This is a genomic window from Desulfosporosinus sp. FKB (assembly GCF_002196705.1).
Taxonomy (GTDB): domain Bacteria; phylum Bacillota; class Desulfitobacteriia; order Desulfitobacteriales; family Desulfitobacteriaceae; genus Desulfosporosinus.
On the sequence record NZ_NADJ01000039.1, the window covers coordinates 100,884 to 118,190 of the forward strand.

14 protein-coding genes are annotated in these 17,307 nt (G+C 40.1%); 8 read left to right on the top strand and 6 right to left on the bottom strand.

Translation table 11 applies throughout. From position 1 onward, the window contains the following. Window positions 1-178: 178 nt before the first annotated feature. From B5Y67_RS19155 to B5Y67_RS19165, 3 genes are all read right to left on the bottom strand, one after another. The gene (locus tag B5Y67_RS19155) at window positions 179-1,579 is read right to left on the bottom strand and encodes a sigma 54-interacting transcriptional regulator (RefSeq protein WP_088228019.1); all 1,401 of its coding nucleotides are present in this window, start codon (window positions 1,577-1,579) and stop codon (window positions 179-181) included. Window positions 1,580-1,774: 195 nt separating this feature from the next. Continuing rightward, entirely contained in the window at window positions 1,775-2,641 is an 867-nt protein-coding gene (locus tag B5Y67_RS19160) for a 3-hydroxyacyl-CoA dehydrogenase family protein (RefSeq protein ID WP_088228020.1), read from the bottom strand. A 174-nt stretch (window positions 2,642-2,815) separates the two neighbouring features. Then, the gene (locus B5Y67_RS19165) at window positions 2,816-3,595 is read right to left on the bottom strand and encodes an enoyl-CoA hydratase-related protein (protein WP_088228021.1); all 780 of its coding nucleotides are present in this window, start codon (window positions 3,593-3,595) and stop codon (window positions 2,816-2,818) included. Between the two features lie 979 nt (window positions 3,596-4,574). Between B5Y67_RS19165 and B5Y67_RS19170 the strand changes: the two genes are divergently transcribed. Beyond that, window positions 4,575-5,171 carry an alpha/beta hydrolase gene (locus tag B5Y67_RS19170; RefSeq protein ID WP_088228022.1) on the top strand — a complete coding sequence of 199 codons (597 nt, stop codon included), beginning with the start codon at window positions 4,575-4,577 and terminating at the stop codon, window positions 5,169-5,171. Between the two features lie 78 nt (window positions 5,172-5,249). Here B5Y67_RS19170 and B5Y67_RS19175 read toward each other — a convergent pair whose 3' ends face one another. Then, window positions 5,250-5,798: a hypothetical protein gene (locus tag B5Y67_RS19175; protein WP_088228023.1), complete on the bottom strand. Its 549-nt coding sequence runs from the start codon at window positions 5,796-5,798 to the stop codon at window positions 5,250-5,252. Between the two features lie 144 nt (window positions 5,799-5,942). Here B5Y67_RS19175 and B5Y67_RS19180 point away from each other — a divergent pair, with 144 nt between their 5' ends. The 6 genes from B5Y67_RS19180 (at window position 5,943) to ytaF (ending at window position 12,333) form a co-directional block, all read left to right on the top strand. Further along, the gene (locus B5Y67_RS19180) at window positions 5,943-6,620 is read left to right on the top strand and encodes a response regulator transcription factor (RefSeq protein WP_088228024.1); all 678 of its coding nucleotides are present in this window, start codon (window positions 5,943-5,945) and stop codon (window positions 6,618-6,620) included. Further along, window positions 6,610-7,839, top strand: coding sequence for an ATP-binding protein (locus tag B5Y67_RS19185; protein WP_088228025.1), 1,230 nt, complete (start codon window positions 6,610-6,612; stop codon window positions 7,837-7,839). Before B5Y67_RS19180 ends, B5Y67_RS19185 begins: the two co-directional genes overlap by 11 nt. Window positions 7,840-8,074: 235 nt before the next feature. Then, window positions 8,075-9,031, top strand: coding sequence for a helix-turn-helix transcriptional regulator (locus B5Y67_RS19190; RefSeq protein ID WP_088228026.1), 957 nt, complete (start codon window positions 8,075-8,077; stop codon window positions 9,029-9,031). A 201-nt stretch (window positions 9,032-9,232) separates the two neighbouring features. Next, on the top strand, window positions 9,233-10,372 hold the full coding sequence (locus tag B5Y67_RS19195; RefSeq protein ID WP_088228027.1) for a cache domain-containing protein: 1,140 nt from the start codon (window positions 9,233-9,235) through the stop codon (window positions 10,370-10,372). 203 nt (window positions 10,373-10,575) lie between these two features. Further along, entirely contained in the window at window positions 10,576-11,475 is a 900-nt protein-coding gene (locus tag B5Y67_RS19200) for a formate/nitrite transporter family protein (protein ID WP_088228028.1), read from the top strand. Window positions 11,476-11,700: 225 nt separating this feature from the next. After that, entirely contained in the window at window positions 11,701-12,333 is a 633-nt protein-coding gene (gene ytaF / locus B5Y67_RS19205; RefSeq protein WP_088228029.1) for a sporulation membrane protein YtaF, read from the top strand. Window positions 12,334-12,352: 19 nt separating this feature from the next. Here ytaF and B5Y67_RS19210 read toward each other — a convergent pair whose 3' ends face one another. Continuing rightward, window positions 12,353-14,077, bottom strand: a complete 1,725-nt coding sequence (locus B5Y67_RS19210) for a methyl-accepting chemotaxis protein (RefSeq protein ID WP_088228030.1) — start codon at window positions 14,075-14,077, stop codon at window positions 12,353-12,355. Window positions 14,078-14,550: 473 nt separating this feature from the next. Between B5Y67_RS19210 and B5Y67_RS19215 the strand changes: the two genes are divergently transcribed. Further along, window positions 14,551-15,156: an isoprenylcysteine carboxylmethyltransferase family protein gene (locus B5Y67_RS19215; RefSeq protein ID WP_088228031.1), complete on the top strand. Its 606-nt coding sequence runs from the start codon at window positions 14,551-14,553 to the stop codon at window positions 15,154-15,156. 88 nt (window positions 15,157-15,244) lie between these two features. On the opposite strand, the gene B5Y67_RS19220 is transcribed toward B5Y67_RS19215, so the two are convergent. Continuing rightward, the gene (locus B5Y67_RS19220; RefSeq protein WP_242976045.1) at window positions 15,245-17,302 is read right to left on the bottom strand and encodes an LTA synthase family protein; all 2,058 of its coding nucleotides are present in this window, start codon (window positions 17,300-17,302) and stop codon (window positions 15,245-15,247) included. Between the last annotated feature and the right edge of the window lie 5 nt (window positions 17,303-17,307).

Below are 17,307 nucleotides of genomic sequence, written 5' to 3' on the forward strand. Positions count from 1 at the left end.
AAATCAAATATTCTTAATAGTCTTATAAGCAATAACCATGCCAAATAAAAAGGCCTTCTAAAGAGCGCATAATCTTAGAAGACTCAGCAAAACGTGTATGAATTTGAAACAAAAAATAGTTCCTTTCCAAAACTATAGTGCGTAAAACGTACAATACATTTTTTAATAGTCATCCCGCTCAGTTAATCCCATAACGATGTAATTTATCGTAAAATACTCGCCGAGAAAATCCTAATTCTTTCATTGCTTTTGTCCGATTATTATTATTGTCTGCTAAGGCCGAAAGAATTAGTTCTTTTTCCAAGGCCGCCACAATCTCCTTTACTGTTTGAGACTTATTCCTGGCGCTTAACTGGTCATCATTAAGGTGGAGAATTTGTTTCGGCAAATGATACATTTCTATAATTGTACCACTGCAAACAATACTTGCGTGTTCGAGTACATTTTGTATTTCTCGAATATTGCCCGGCCAGTCATATTCTTGAAAAAATCTCAGCACTTGAGAAGAAAGCGTTAGTTCATGACCTAATTCACGAGCAAAACGATTCAGAAAGGTTTTAGCTAAAGCTACGATGTCATCTTTTCGTTCTCTTAGCGGAACAAGATTAAGAGGAACAATATTTAAACGGTAATACAAATCCCGCCGGAAAGTACCTTCTTGAATCATGCTTTCCAAGTCCCGATTTGTCGCTGCAATCACCCGGATATCAACTTTAATCGTTTTAGTGCCGCCCACTCGCTCGATCTCTTTTTCTTGCAGGACACGCAATAATTTTGCCTGCATGGTAATACTCATATCACCGATTTCGTCTAAAAATATGGTACCGCCGTGAGCCAGCTCGAACTTACCGAGCTTTCCTCCCTTTTTAGCGCCTGTAAAAGCGCCGTCTTCATATCCAAAAAGTTCACTTTCAATCAAATTGTCCGGTATCGCAGCACAGTTTACTTTAATTAACGGCTTATCTTTTCTTCGGCTGCTGTTATGTACTGCCTTGGCTAAAACCTCTTTACCGACACCACTTTCTCCTCGAATTAGTACGGTACTATCTGTTTTGGCAACCTTGGCTGCTAAGACTAAGGTTTCTTTTAACGTGCTGTTTTGTCCTACATATTCTTTAAAGGAAAGAGGAAGTTGCTCCCATTGTTGTAACTGCTCTTTTAAATAATCGGCTACGCCTCTTGTCTGCTCCAACTCGCGGCTCAATTCTATAACTTCAGAAATGTTTTTAAAGATTGAAACACAGCCCATGATTCTATGGCCATCGTTTAAAAGGAAGGAACTTCCTATAACATCAATTCCGAGCGAATCCAAATAGTCCCTCCCCATATGACAGGACTTTCCGCTGCGCATTAACGTTATCGCTTCAGCCTTAGGTTCGATCTGATCCAACCTGCGTCCTAACACTTTTTCTACAGGTACCCCTAGTATCCTTGCATAAGCTTCGTTAGCGTAGACTATGGTCGTATCCGTGTCAATAACAAGTACTACATCATGAATGTTATCCATAATTCGGAATAAAAGTTCTCGATTCCATTGCGGAAAATTACTGCTTTTAACAGCATAGATTCCCGTACTCATATTATCCCCCACTTGCTATCCATCTTTTAGCACTATTATATAGAATGAAAAGGAACATAGTAAAGTGATAATTTCAAATAATCAAAACATTTAAGCCTTTGCACACGAAAAGGGAGCTTTTGGACAAGCTCCCTATACCATTATCATTAGTTCTTTAAGACCTAGCTGAGTGCAAGAGGGCCAGCGCTTACTTTTTCAGGAATACTTGTAAAACCCTTTACCCGTTTTGCGGCCCCATTCTTTCTTAATATACTTTTCTACAATGATAGGTGAAGGGCGATCGGCCGGATCACCGGTTGCTTGAAAACGCTCCATACTGATATAATAGCTCAAATCAATTCCGGTTAGATCCATTAAACGGAAAGGTCCCAGGGGATGACCCAAGGCATTCATCACTGCAAGGTCAATCTCTTGGGGTGTGGCAATTCCCATGTCGGCAATGAATATCGCCTCTTGAGCTAAAGCCGATAATATCCGATTAACCAGAAAACCGTAAATTTCTTTCTTAAGCCAAACACCAATTTTGCCCAGTTTAGCACTTAAGTCCATAGTGATTTGCGCAGTTTCGGCAGAAGTATGAGGTCCTTGAACAACTTCCACGAGTTTCATAACTAAGGCAGGGTTGAAGAAATGCATGTTGCATACTTTATCGGGTCTCTCCGTGGCATCGGCAATCTTCGAACTGACAATATAGGAACTATTAGTGGCAAGAATCGCCTGCTGCGGAGCAATTCGATCCAAATCAGCAAAGAGTTTCCGCTTGATATCCATTTTTTCCACAGCTGCCTCAATAACAAAGTCAGCATTTCCGGCAGCTTCTTCTAAACTCGCAGTAAATCTCAGCTTCGCTAAAGCACTATCTGCCTGCTCCTGCGTTAATTTCCCTTTACTCACCCGTTCCGGCAAATAAGATTTGGCGAAGGCCTCCGCTTTGTCCAACATATCTTGACTTATATCCGTGCAGGCAACGTTATAACCGGCTAAAGCGCAGCACAAGGCAATCTGATGCCCCATGTTGCCGGCTCCGACGACACAGATTGTTTTAATGTCTTCTAATTTCAATCGGATCATCTCCCTATCAATAATATGAACAGCTGCCATAACCTTCATTATGAAATGCGTCAGTTACAATTTGATACGAATGAATCATCGTCTAGAATGATGTGAACCCTCGAAGTAAGGTATAGGAACCTCTCCCACTTGTAGAAATGGGAGTCTTACGATGGGATAAACTAGTTACTTACCTTGGAAATTTGGTTTTCGTTTTTCCACAAAGGCTTTCATACCTTCTTTTTGGTCTTCAGTAGCAAACAATAAACTAAAACATTTATGTTCATACTCTAAGCCTATCTCCAAGTCCATACGCTGTCCTTCATTAATGCATGTTTTCGCCAGACTTAAGGCCACGGCTCCTCTGGAAACAAACTTTTCAGCCATTTTTCGGGCCTCTGCCAATACTTGATCTGGAGGAACCACTTTATTCACAAGGCCAACCCTTAAAGCCTCCTCAGCATTAATTAGATCTCCGCTGAAGATTAATTCCTTCGCCTTGCCGGCTCCAATTAAGCGCGGGAGACGCTGAGTCCCTCCTCCGCCAGGTAAAATCCCCAATTTAATCTCAGGCAGACCAAATTGAGCATTATCGGCGGCAATACGAACATCAGCTGCCAAGGTCAATTCACATCCACCGCCAAGGGCATAACCATTAATAGCTGCGATGACTGGCTTAGGCATGTTCTCCAGCCGCTCAAAGGCTATCTTTGATGGTCTGAGACCTGTTGCAACATCAACAGCGCCTAACAAGACCATCTCCTTAATATCGGCCCCGGCAGCAAATATTTTATCACCGCCGGTAATGATGACTGCTCGAACTGAATCATCAACAGACAAATTTTCTGCTGCCTCGGCCAACTCATTGAAAACCTGACTGTTTAAAGCATTCAGCACGTCCGGACGATTTAAGGTGATGGTTGCAATTCCTTCTTCGATTTCCACAAGAAGTGTTTCGAACGTCAATTCCACTACCTCCTAAATTGTTTTAGATTAAGCTCGGTCAGTTGTCCCCCCCTCTTTACTAGCAAAAAATCTGTTCAGTCATTTCCATTACAAAAACCATGCCAGTTTACAATTAAACGTTAAAAGAACCTTTCTTGACCTAATAATCTACTAAATTCAGCAAAGTGCTGCCCTGATATAATTGTTTCTTAGTCATTGATTTTTGGTTATGAGCCATTAGGTTAAGTAATCTCCTACAATATGTATGCAAATAAAACTAAATACGGCTTAAATACTCAATTTAAGTTTCAAAAGTAAACTATTCCTTTCTGACCTATTTAGCTAAAATAGCAATTATCGCATCATGACATACTGCTCAAATGTAAGCATGACTATATAAATCAAAAACCTCTCTAGACCGGCATGTGAGCATAGAGAAGTTTAGAACTTGTATATAATTGATACTAAAACACTTCCATACCAAATAGACATGTATTCTAAGTCTAAACATTCTAAACAAACGTAATTTTTAAACTCGCGCGCAAGAAGTTTTGGCTAATAGCCTGAACTTAGTCTGTCTTATCTAATTTTGAGCCAAAAGGTACGCTTAAATCTATTAATCGTTTCTTATCATATAATCAATAAATAATACAATGGCAGCAGCTATTAACATAAAAGTCAATTCCCAGATCATTGGGACCCCTCTTTTCAGGTTTTATTTTTTTCACCTAATAAAGAAATCCTGACTTATAAGGAGCTGAATTTATACTGTATTCTATGATTCTTATTGCAATTTTGCGAAGACCTAAACTATATCTTAATCTAGGGTAAAAAAATACCCGCCTAACCGGCGGTTTGAAGTATGATTAGCATCTAAAAAATAAATATTAAGAGTATTACTATAAGACTCTTTTTATTTCCTTAAAGGAGAATTTGTTAAATTGGAGAAATGTTTTTAATCCCAAATTTGATCATTATAATTAGAAAAGAGGTTATTCTCATGACTATTCCTGTCGACAAGTTTGTCAATTTCCAAGGTAGCATGATTCATTATCTAATTTGCGGTGCTGAAAATCCCAGCGGTTGGGTTATCTTGCTCCATGGCAAGCGTTTTTCCGCCAAGGACTGGAAGGAATCTGGTCTTCTTGCTCAGCTTGAAAAAGAAAATTGTAAGGTCCTCGCCTTGGATCTTCCGGGTTATGGAATGTCAGAAAGGCTTCCGACGGAAATGAGCTTTGAGGATTTTATTTTTGCGTTTTCAAAGCAGCTTACCCTGCCGGCCTTTCACCTGATTGGGCCCTCCTTCAGCGGTGAAATTGCTTTAAAAGTTGCTATTAAGTACCCAGAGCTGCTTTTATCATTAACTTTAGTTGACAGTATTAACGTGGACCAATATGAAAAACAATTAAACGAAATAGCGGCCAAGACCCTCATTGTTTGGGGAAAAGAAGATCAAATTGCGCCATATGACTTCGCCTTACTTCTAAAAGACAAGATACCTAACAGTCAATCATTAACCTTTGATCATCTCGGCCATACTTGTTATTTCGATGATATGGCAACATTCTCTCAAAAACTTTTAACATTCCTGCGTTAAGATCCTTAACCATTAAAACCTCTCCGCTGCAAAAAGAGCAGAGAGGTTTTAAAAATGTATACAATTTATACAAAACCCCTATTGATGTGGGACAGATACCGTCAACACGGCTAACGTTTTACCTCCGGTTTGGAAAGGAATATAGACTTTGAGATAATCACTGCTTAAGGAACTTGTTGCCTTACCGCTTTTAAGAACCTCCCCAATTTCTTCAGGTGTCGGAAAACCTTTCAAGACCCGTTCCGTACCTTTTTTAACGCTGGAGGAAATTCTCACTTCCCCAACAAAAATTGAGACGCCCATGGTTCCTGGAAATAGAGTTTCTATACCGTCCACTATTTTATAGTGACCGTTTTCAATGTAATTCCCCTTACTTAAAGTAGTTCCGACAACCTTCCAATCGCCAGGGTAGTTTTTAGTCAACCAAACATTGATTTTAGATTCTACAGCTTGTTGACTTCCTATATCGCCGGCTGTATCAGAGGCTTCCACCGGATGGACTTCCGTAGGTTGTGCGCTTGTCGGCAGAGGGGTTGAGGTTGAGAGTTTCTGATTCTTGCCGCAGCCCGTTAGAGAGAGCATTACGGTCACAATCGCAGCAGTAATCAGCCATTTCTTTAGTTGCATGGTTTCCTCCTTAACTATACGGTGTTGAATTCTAACCTATCTTATACTTTGTCCAAAACGAGTTGTATAATATACGAGCTAACCCAGAAAAACTAAGGAAATTTAAAGGTAATTCCTTTATACTAAAACAAGGTGGTGTAAATATTGAGATTACTATTAGTTGAAGACGAGCCAAGGCTCTCAGAGGCCTTGACCTACATTCTTAAAAAGAACAAGTATGGAGTAGACACCGCCTATGACGGGGAAACCGGGCAAACTATGGCTGAAACGGGAGTTTACGATTTAATTATCCTTGACAGAATGCTGCCCCGCAAAGAAGGGGTTGCCGTCTTAAAATGTCTGCGTCACCAAGGCATCAATACTCCTGTTCTGTTATTGACGGCTAAAGATTCTATTCAAGCTAGAATTGAGGGGCTGGACGCAGGAGCTGATGATTACCTTATCAAACCTTTTTCAACAGACGAACTTTTGGCGCGAATAAGAGCCTTAGGGAGAAGACCAGGTCAAATTCAAGGTGAGGCACTGGTTTTGGGCGGTTTTACCTTTCGTCCGCTTCATTGTGAATTAATGAAAGATAACCAGACAATCAAGCTAACGTTGAAAGAATCCTTGCTTTTAGAGCTTTTTATGCGTAACCTCGGACAAGTCATTACAAAAGAGCAGATACTTGACCGCGTGTGGGGGCTTGATTCGGATGTTGAAGCCAATAACGTGGAAATTTACGTCCATTACCTGCGCAAGAAGTTAAATTCACCAGACTTAAAAATCGATACAGTACGAGGAATCGGCTACTGTTTGAAGGAGGGACCTGATGTTTCGTGAATTGAGGCTTAAATTAACACTTATCAATGTTGGCGTCATGGCTTTTCTTTTGCTTATCTTTATCATTGGCACGTTTTTTGTCATGCGGGTTCAAGTCTTTAACCAATCCCAACAATTAATGCAGATTATTGCCGGCGAAGCCGGTTCAGGCACCATCGTCAATCCTCGGGAGCACGACAAGCACCTCGCTAAATACTTTTATATAAAAACCGATAATTCCGGTAAGATCACAGCTAGTTCTTCTGGCCTGCCCATGACCCTAGAACAATTAGCCCCCTTAGTTGACAGGGCGTTTCACAAGCCTAATTCCCAAGGCGAAGCAGAGGTCAATGATGAAACATACACCTATCTGAAAATGCCCCTCAAACAAGGTCCAGGCTATGTAATTACCTTTGTTGATCTGGAGCGGGATAAAGATATTCTTCAAGAACTGCTGCTGACTCTTTCTATAGGCGGACTTATTTGTTTGGGGCTGGCATACTACGGCAGCCGATTTATGGCTGACCGGGCGATGGCTCCCATAAAAAGTTCCTGGCAGCGTCAGCAGGAATTTGTTGCAGATGCCTCTCACGAGCTGAGAACCCCTCTAAGCGTCGTTCAGGTTAACTTAGATATTGTCAAGGGAAATCCCGAGGAAACCGTGGCCAGCCAGGCAAAATGGCTAAACTACAGCTTGATTGAAATACGGCGCATGTCCAAACTCGTTGACGATCTGCTCTTCCTTGCACGAGCAGATTCGCAGCAGCAAACCTTAAACCTGCAATTATTCTCCCTCAGTACAGCCCTGAATGAAGTGTTCCAATCCTTTAAACCGCTGGCTGAAACGAACGGCATTTCTTTAGAAGCTTCGCTGAATACTGCCGCAGACTATTATGGCGATGAAAACAGAATTAAGCAACTGATTGTTATTCTTTTGGATAATGCCCTTAAATACACTGGCCCCGGAGGACAGATTACTCTTAGTCTGCAGAATTGGGGTACCCATGCAGAAATTACAGTATCCGATAATGGAGAAGGAATTGCACAGGAACATTTGACGCAAATTTTTGAACGTTTTTATCGCGTAGATCCTGCCCGCTCTCAGCAAAGAGAAGGTACCGGATTAGGACTGGCCATTGCCGACTGGATCATAAAATGCCACCATGGCCGAATCAAGGTAACCAGCGCCCCCGGGAAAGGGACCACTTTTGTAATCAATCTTCCCCATCAATCTTTATAGCTTGAAACTTGGGCTCATAATAATTATGGCAACTGAGCAGCAAATATCTATAAACCCTTAAAGCTTGGCACCAAAACAAAATTCCCAGAGTAATCTAGATTAAGACATGTTCTAAACCTAACCTTTTATCATCCTATGCGCTCGATAGGGTGATTTTTTTGAATTTACGATATGCTATAATAAATTTACAATCCTTAACAGAGAACATTTTGAGGAGAGATAGGTGCAGTGTATAATGCCAAATGATATTTCTTATACTCCCGAAGAAGTTGCTAAAATCCTTAAGATTTCTAAATTTACCGTTTATGAAATAATAAAACGGGGTGAGCTAAAGGCTTACCATATTGGACGTAAAGTCCGAGTAGAAGGTGCAGACATTGAAAGTTATAAACAAAAACTGAAAGGGATGTCCAGCCCTTCTGCGAATACAATGCCCTCTAATTCCCCTGCTCAGCTTACCGAAGTGAATCAACAGCAATCTTCAGCAGAAGCCTTGGTTATCTGTGGTCAAGATATCGTCTTAGATATTTTAACCCGTTATTTAGAAAAGCAATTCCCCCACGTGCGCTTTCTTCGCCGTTATGTGGGAAGTATTGATGGTTTAATGTCCCTTTACCGCGGGTTAGCCAATGCTGTAGCCGTCCATTTATGGGACAGCGACAGCGATGATTATAATCTTCCTTATGTGCGCAGGATTCTGCCAGGCCATCCAACTTACATTATTAACTTACTTTTTCGGGTTGAAGGCTTTTATGTTGCTAAAGAGAATCCCAAAAACATCCTAACCTGGAGTGACCTGACAAAACCCGGAGTTCGTTTTGTCAATCGTGAAGTAGGATCAGGAGCAAGAGTATTATTGGATGAGCAGTTAAGACTTCTGAAAATTCGACGTCAAGATATTCTTGGGTATGGTGATGAGGAAATGACTCACCTGGCCATTGCCAGTAAAATCGCCCGATCTGAAGCAGATGTTGGTTTAGGAATTGAGAAAGTTGCCATGCAAGTTAATGGGCTCGATTTTATCCCCTTAAAGAAAGAACGCTATGATCTTGTAATCCGTCAGGAAGATCTGGAACGTCCTCATTTTCAAGCATTAATGAGCATCCTAAAATCACCGGCGTTTCAAAACGAAGTTTCGGGGATTGGAGGATATGATTTGTCTCTGATGGGTCAAATTATTGCTGAAGTTTAAAGCTGAGGTTTAAAGATGCCCTGTCCCAGGCTCTCCTCGAAACTATCGTGACATCACGATAGTTCATTTTTTTAAGTCATACTTTTTCTGCCGAAATACTATGAATGATCATGTTCATATTCTTGATCCGGCTAAAAAGGTATTTCGATATTAATCGCGAATTTATTCTTAATTATTAGTTATCAGCAAAGAGGTGATTGTTTGCGTTCGCTAAAACAACAAATTCTAATCTTGCTGCTGGGTTCCCTCGTTTTATTAGCAGCATGCTTTATCGTTGTACTCGGCTGGTATATGAAAGATAAGGCTGAAGCGGCTGCTTTTATAAAGGCCCAAACAGATTTAGCAACTTGTGAAGAAATAATTGATAAATCCTCCCCCGGTACTTGGGCTGTTCAAAATGGCGAGCTTTATAAAGGGCCTGTTAAAATTAACCTAAATAATCAATTAGTTGATCATTTATCTTCCCTCACTGGAGATACTGTTACTATTTTTTTGGGTGACACGAGAGTAGCTACGACAGTGCGTGGTTCAAACGACGAGCGAGCCATCGGAACCAAAGTCTCGGCCAGCGTAGCCCAAACCGTGTTGCAGGATGGCCAAACATTTATTGGCAAGGCCAACGTCATAGGACAATGGTACGAAACCGGATACATGCCCCTGCGAGCTGAAAACGGTAGTATTATAGGAATGTTCTACGTAGGAATTTCCCACGCCTACGATCAAAAAACCATTACCGGATCGCTGATCACTCTCGCGGTCTTAGGATTGGCATTAACTTTCTTGGTATCCCTTATAGCCTGGTTCTTCCTGCAAAAATTTGTTATTAATCCTTTGCACGATATTACACTGGGAACTAGGGATGTGGCAACAGGACATTTAACCGAAAAAATTAAGGTCTCCGGAGCAAAGGAAATCGAAGAATTAGAAGACGCCTTTAATCAAATGGTTGAGAAAATCCAATCATTAACGGACGAATTGAATCGGACGACAGATACCTTCGAAAATAATTTTGTATCTAAGAGTAATCCCCCCGAAATTCCCTTGGAAACAGATGATGAATTCTATGATCCGTCCTCAACGGCAAACTCCCCGCCGGCGTCTGATTCTCTCAGCGAAGAAGAGTTACCCAAAGGATTAAATCAGACGACCCTTGAGCATATTGTACAGTTCATTCAAACTACTCACCGGCCTCTTTCTGCCGAAGAAGTGGCAGAAAAGGTCAAGTTGACAAGAGTTACCGTCCGACGTTATCTTGAATATCTTGAACAACAAGGCGTCGTAAAATCCGAACAGAAATATGGCCGAGTCGGTCGTCCAGTTAAACTATTTATCCCACTATAAAGCCCGATTGGGCTTTTTTCTTTATTTACATAATTAAAATAGAATATTTTCCTTACTTTCAATATTACAAAAAATACTTTTTAAATTTTCACAAACAAGACAATTCAGATAATTAGCTCTAAACTAAAAATAACAGATCAGCGCTTTACTCCCCCTAAGTCGCTGAGAAGTTAATTCGAGATTAAGTAAAGGAGTGGCTAATTATGGAGACAAAGGGATTTTTAACACCGGCGGAAATCACCGAATCCACAATCCAGACAGGAATGAAAAAAGTTGCACTGCCTATACCGAAGCAGATCCTCTTAGGCATTTTAGCAGGAGTATTTATAGCCTTTGCTGCAGAAGGCTCAAACATGGCAGCGTTTAATCTATTTGCCAAACCAGAGACCTATGGCCTCGGCAAAGCTTTAGCCGGCGCTCTCTTCGGAACTGGACTTATGCTCGTTATCCTAGCCGGAGGAGAACTATTCACTGGTAATACCTTAATCTCAGCTGGTGTTTTTGACGGCAAAATTAAAATTGCTGAAATGCTTAAAAACTGGTTTTTTGTCTATTTCGGCAATTTCATTGGTTCCATATTTATTGCTTACCTTATGGTTCAATCCGGACTATTTAGCAGCAGCGCCGGTCTCCTGGGAGGAATTACGATCAAAATAGCTTCTTATAAAGTCGGCCTCTCCTTTTCGTCTGCCTTTTATTTGGGACTAATGTGCAACTGGCTGGTTTGTTTAGCAGTCTGGATGGCTTATGGAGCTAAAGATATGCTGGGAAAAATATTTGCCATCTTCTTTCCAATATGGCTGTTTGTAACTTCCGGCTTTGAGCATAGTGTGGCCAATATGTACTACATCCCTGCCGGGATCTTAGCAAAGTCAAACCCCAGCTGGGCGGCGGCCTCTCATCTAAGCCCGCAGGCCCTCGCAGGATTAAACTGGGGAACCTTCGTTATTAATAACTTAGTACCGGTGACTCTGGGCAACATTGTCGGAGGCTGTGTATTTGTAGCCGGGATTTATTGGCTTGTCTACAGAAAATCCGCAACTGAAAAGGCTTCCCTGTCGTCCTTAACAAGTCATGAATTGGAAATGAACCCAGGGAAATAGTTATTTCCAAACTATCATAATATCCATAATGTGATATTAGCAAAAACAAAATCAAACTATAACGAATAAGCCGAGATTTTCCTCAAATAAGAAATCTCGGCTTATTAATAATTTGAGACAACCCCATTGGCAAATCATTCCCTCTTGTGATTCAAAGCTATATAACACCACAGCTTTTCCCCTTGAATATTCTATCCATGGATTCAGGAGAAGGGGGAAAGTCCGATGCACATATTATCTGCCTTATTAGTGGGTCTCGCGGCAAACCTTGATAATTTTGGAGTAGGTGTAAGCTACGGAGTTCAAAAAATCCGAATTCCATTCCTCTCCAACTTTTTTATTGCCCTATTATCAGGGTTCATAACTTTTATTGCCGTCTTTACCGGCCACTTTTTGAGTCACTTTATTGCCGTCGCAAATATGCTGGGGGCTATCTTAATCATCCTTATCGGAATTTGGGTTACAGTCCATAAGCCAACTGCAGAACAAGCCTTACCGGCCGCTGTCCCTGCCATGAAGACCTATTCTATTTCCATTAAACCACTCAGCACCATTGTCAAAATTACAAAAAACCCTTCCATGGCAGACATTGATGCTAATGGGTTTATCTCATCCAGGGAAGCCATAGCCCTTGGATTAACCCTATCCTTTAATTGTATAGCAACCGGAATTGGGGCCGGCTTAACCGGGCTTTCTCCTCTGCCGTTAGCGATTTCAGTCTGCCTGTTCAGTCTGCTGACAATTAGTTCAGGCTATTGGGCCGGATGGAAAACGGCCTCAGACCGTCTCGAAGGTTACTCCCAATTCCTTTCGGGAGCAATGCTGATACTGATCGGGATCTATGAACTATTAAATTAGCACTTTAAATACATGAACATTATACCTTAAACCTTCCGATCAATTCACTTAACGTCCCAGACAGAACAACCTGAGCCTGAGCCGATTGGCTGATTTGTTCAATCGCCAAAGTTGTCTGGAGGATACTCTTGGAAATCTCTTCAGAACTTGTAGCCGACTCTTCAGCTGTTGCCGTAACGTTTTGGATGGCCTGGCTGATTTGAGCTGTGACTGAACTAATAGATTGAGTCCTTGACGCTATTTCTTGGGACATTTGACTAATAAAACGAGCATCTTCTTCATACTGTATTCCCGTCTGGGCATAAGCTTCGTAATCTGGTTTAACTCTATTTTCGATAAATCCGAGCAATTCCTGAGTATTTGTAATGAGATTATCGAAAGCCCTTTGTACGACACTAATTACATTATATATATTTCCGACAGCCGACTGTGATTGTTCCGCTAATTTACGGACTTCATCAGCAACCACTGAGAACCCTCTGCCCGCATCCCCTGCTCGTGCTGCTTCAATGCTGGCATTAAGTGATAACAGGTTAGTTTGTTCGGAGATACTGCCGATGGTTTCAGCCATTACTTTAATTTCTTCCACAACTTTTGCTTCTTCCAAAGCCTTCTTGACATTTACAGCCTTATCACTGTACAAAGAATCCGCTTCTTCTACCGCCTTAACCCCTTTATTCTTGACATCACTTGCACGATCGCTGATCTCTAGGGCATTATGCTGCCCTTCATCGGCTTTTTGGGCAAGTTGTTTGCCGAACTCTTCGATCTCCACTGACGAAGCTCCAACTTCCTCCGTACTAGCGCTCAGTTCTTCAGAACCTTGAGCAATTTGTTGGGTAGAATGCTGAATCGTTTGCATGGTTGCGTACAATTCTTCAGTTGTCGCGGATAATTCCTGCGACTGGGCATTCATAGTTTGACAGCTGTCGCCGATTGATCTAACCAGTTCTTCCATACTCCTTGTCGCCTTATTGATGGCGAGACCTAATTGACCAATTTCATCGTGACCGTAAATAGTAAGCTGCTGAGTTAAGTCATCATTTCCCAGGGCCACAGCAATACGAACAATATTTCCAAGCCTTTTAGTGAGATTTCTTGATAAAAATAACCCTAAGGCTAGAGCAAAGACAACGCTGATTCCAATAAGAATAAACATAATAACAAGAGTCCGTTCATAATTGATTTGATTGGCTGTCTGTCTCTGGTCTGCATCGTGTTCATGAGAAGTAATTAACTTATCTAAAATTTCTACACTTTTATCATTGGCTTGAAAAAATTGATCCATTAATATACTGGCATCCTGAAGTTTTCCTTCCTCAACCAGCTGCATCATTTTAACTCGTTTATCCCGATAATCTACCTGATTCTGTTTGAAATCATTAAAATATTGAGTTTCGGCATTTGAGAGATTAGCGCCATACATTTTCTCATAGTCTTGTTCAGTCTGTGTATTGACTGAAGAATTTTCGGTGATGGATTGTTTAATCGTCTGTTGCTTAGGTTTATCGTCAGCAGTGTAATAAAAAAGTATGGCCAGCGAACGATTTTCCAAAAATTTAGCTCGCAGGGTATTAAGTTTCTCCATGGCTTTAAGCTCATGAGAATAGATCTTGCTTCCATTGGAATTAATTGTTGTTAAGTTTTTCACTCCAATAAAACCAACCAACCCCACTAGACAAGCAAGTATTAAAAATCCGCTTGTCAGCTTGATCTTCCAAGACAAATTGTTGATAAAGCCCAACTTTTTTCATCTCTCTTTCAAATATCGAATTTTATTGTCATTATACAACATATTTTTCCACGTATTAGGCAAATCAGAAAAACGAACTATTTGTTCTTTCTATTTTGAAGCAATTTATTTAATACATAGAATTTTTAAAAAAGATGACCGAGTTACCTATTTATTCTATTTTTCACAAACTAAGAGAACTTAATCTCCTAATTTAAGTAACTTTTTCAAATATTATCTATGCTAATTCTAAAAAACGATAGTATTTGCTTAAAGAGAAATTTCGTCGTAATTAATATAATCGAGAACAAGAAAAATTAATTTTAAGTTTCAAGATCTTTGAGATTTATCTTTATTTTGTTTTTGGCAGCCCTTACCAAGAAATCACTCAATCACTTCTCAGTTCATAAAATATATAAAGTAATCTTTACAAAAGCAATACACTAAAACCAATTTTTTCCTATCAAAGGAGGTCTCTTGCAAATATGTTCTGGAGATTCGTTTTCTTGATTGTTTATTTAGCTTTTTTTCTTGTCCGCTCACGTTTTGGAATCAAGTTTCAAACTGTTGAAAAACCAGAAGATCATTTGAAAGAGCTGAATCTTGCCGTCCATCGTGAGGGAAAGATAAGCATGACCTTGCGTTCAATCCTTTCTTTAGTCATGCTGCTGAGTATCGTTATTTATGTCATAAGCCCCTCCTGGCTGCAAGTATTTAGCTTGTCCCTTCCTCTTTGGTTGAGACTTACAGGATTAGCCTTATCCTTAGCCACACTTCCTTTGCTTTATTGGACGCATCGTGCTTTAGGACGCCAATATTCGCCGGATCTCGATCTAAAAGAGGGTCACAAGCTTATTACGAGAGGTCCCTATAGCATAATAAGACATCCTATGTACACGATTCTCATCGTCTTCATGATCAGCATTTCACTCTTCTCAGCAAGCACTTTGATCTTTTTGCCTCATATGGCAGCTCTTCTTCTGCTCCTCTTGCGCTTAGGCAAAGAGGAAGCTATGCTCATTGAAAAATTTGGCGCAGACTATCAGAAGTATATGTTAAAAACGGGACGTCTTCTGCCAAAATTTAATTAAGCTTGCATCCTTAGATATGCAAGCTTAAAATAATATCTTCTTTCTCTGCCGCTTTCATTTCGAGTAAGTTATGAAGCGGCAGTCTTACTTAGTCAATTTTTAATACATTAGATTTGGAAATAATCTTATTTCTGCTATCAGATAGTTTAACCTGAAAAGTTGCCTTTGCCATGCTTTTAGGCAGGTCAATCGTTAAGGAATCAGGGCCAAAATAGGTGGTCTTGACTGCTTTGCCGTTTAAATATACTTGATCATTTTCCACAAAGTTATTTCCTTCAATCATCAAAGAGCTTTCAGATGTTAAAACGTTTGTAATCACCGGTTGAGCATCACCCTGAATATAGCCGGTGTTCAGCGGCGGCTTATGATCCGGTTTAAGGTCATAGCCATACTCTTTGCCAAATAATAAATCATATTGCAGCAATTCATAATCCTTAAAGGTACCTTCGGATAAATTGGCCGCATTCCAATAATCTTTATTAATAATCACATCAGTTCCTTTTTGCATCAAATTAGAGAGCAGATCTGTCATAGGGCTGCCAGACTTTTGAGCTAGCTGAAGAGCATAGGCTCCCATGAAATTTGATGACAATTTAAGGTTGTGATTTACGGTTGTCGAAAAGTTATTCCAAGTTACAAAAGGAACGCTGTGAAGGTTTAAATAATCTTGATAAGAATTGCCGTCTTTGATAAAGCCTGCCTCTTTGTATACACTATAATTATCACCAAGCATTGGCAGATGGTCACCATAAAATATGACCATTGTCGGTTGATTTATTTGTTTTAAGCCATCAATAAGCTGTTTCAAAGACTGATCAACATCGGAAATTTTATTGGCATAGTTATCCAGAATCGCTTGAGACTGAGGGCTTAGATTAGTACCGCTGGCTTTTATGGTATTCCCGGGGTCCTCAGTAGTATCATAAGGGCCGTGGTCTTCCATGGAAACCGCATAGATAAAGTCAGGTTTATCTGTTTCTTTTACCTCATTGAGAATTTGTTGCGTAAGTACCGTATCGCGAATATAGGGACCTTTGTATTCGGGATTGTTTAAAAATTCCTTAGTAATAAATTTATTAAAGCCCTCAAGTTGATAAACTTTATCCCTGCTATAGAACCAATCATCGTAAGTATGGATGGCAGAAGTGGCGTAACCCTGCCGATTGAGAATTGTAGGCAAAGCCTCAATAGGGCGATTAACGTATTGATCATAGGCGATAGAACCATTAGGCAAAAACTGCGTTGAAAAGCCTGTCATGGCTTCAAACTCGGTATTAGCCGTACCACCGCCGTAAACAGCCGAAAGCATCGTCCCGCTTGTTTGAGATTTTTGCAGTGAGTGGAAAAAGGGAATAGGATCCTGGCTAAATGAAACGTTTTTCATCAGAGTCGGATCCCAAAAAGCTTCACTCATAACAAAAATAATATTAGGTTTAAAATTAGCATTCACGGGATAAGAGGATGTATTATTTTGAATAATAGTATTGATTACGTTCTCTTGATAGTTATCCGGTTTAGTGACTTTTAAGTATTCCGTATCCAAAAGAAAGCCAAGCATAGTTCCGTTTTGTTCATAATTAAGAGACTGACTATACGTAATTAATTGTAAGGCAAAAGCATTCTGGATGGAGTTAAAGAATGAATAGAAAATGAATACGACGAAGAAAGAACAAAGAAATACAATAGACCGATAGCGTTGTTTTCTTTCTTTAGCAGTATGTTTAAGTATGAACCGAATCAAAGCAACTGTAATAATAAGTAAGACTCCAAGGACAACAAAAACATTACGAAAATGATCAGAAATACCCATCGCTTCTTTGGCCAAAAGAAAATCTGAAGGGAGCAGAGGGTCTCCTTTGATTTTTAATTTTTGTTGACTAATAAAGCCCAAAGCAGAAAACAAAGCCAAAAATATCGTCGCTGTTACCAAATATGCTCGTTTAGGTAAAATATAAAATATGTTAATAATGCCAAACATCAGTAAATAGCTTAAGAAAAATTCAGAAGGATAACTCTTAATCCAAGTTATGGCTTTCATTATGCTTCCATTGGAAAAACTTTCTAAGGCCATCAAGACGAATAAAGGAACAGTAAGAATGAACAAGACCTTGTTTTTGGTTATTATTTTTAACACCTGGCTAAACACAAAAA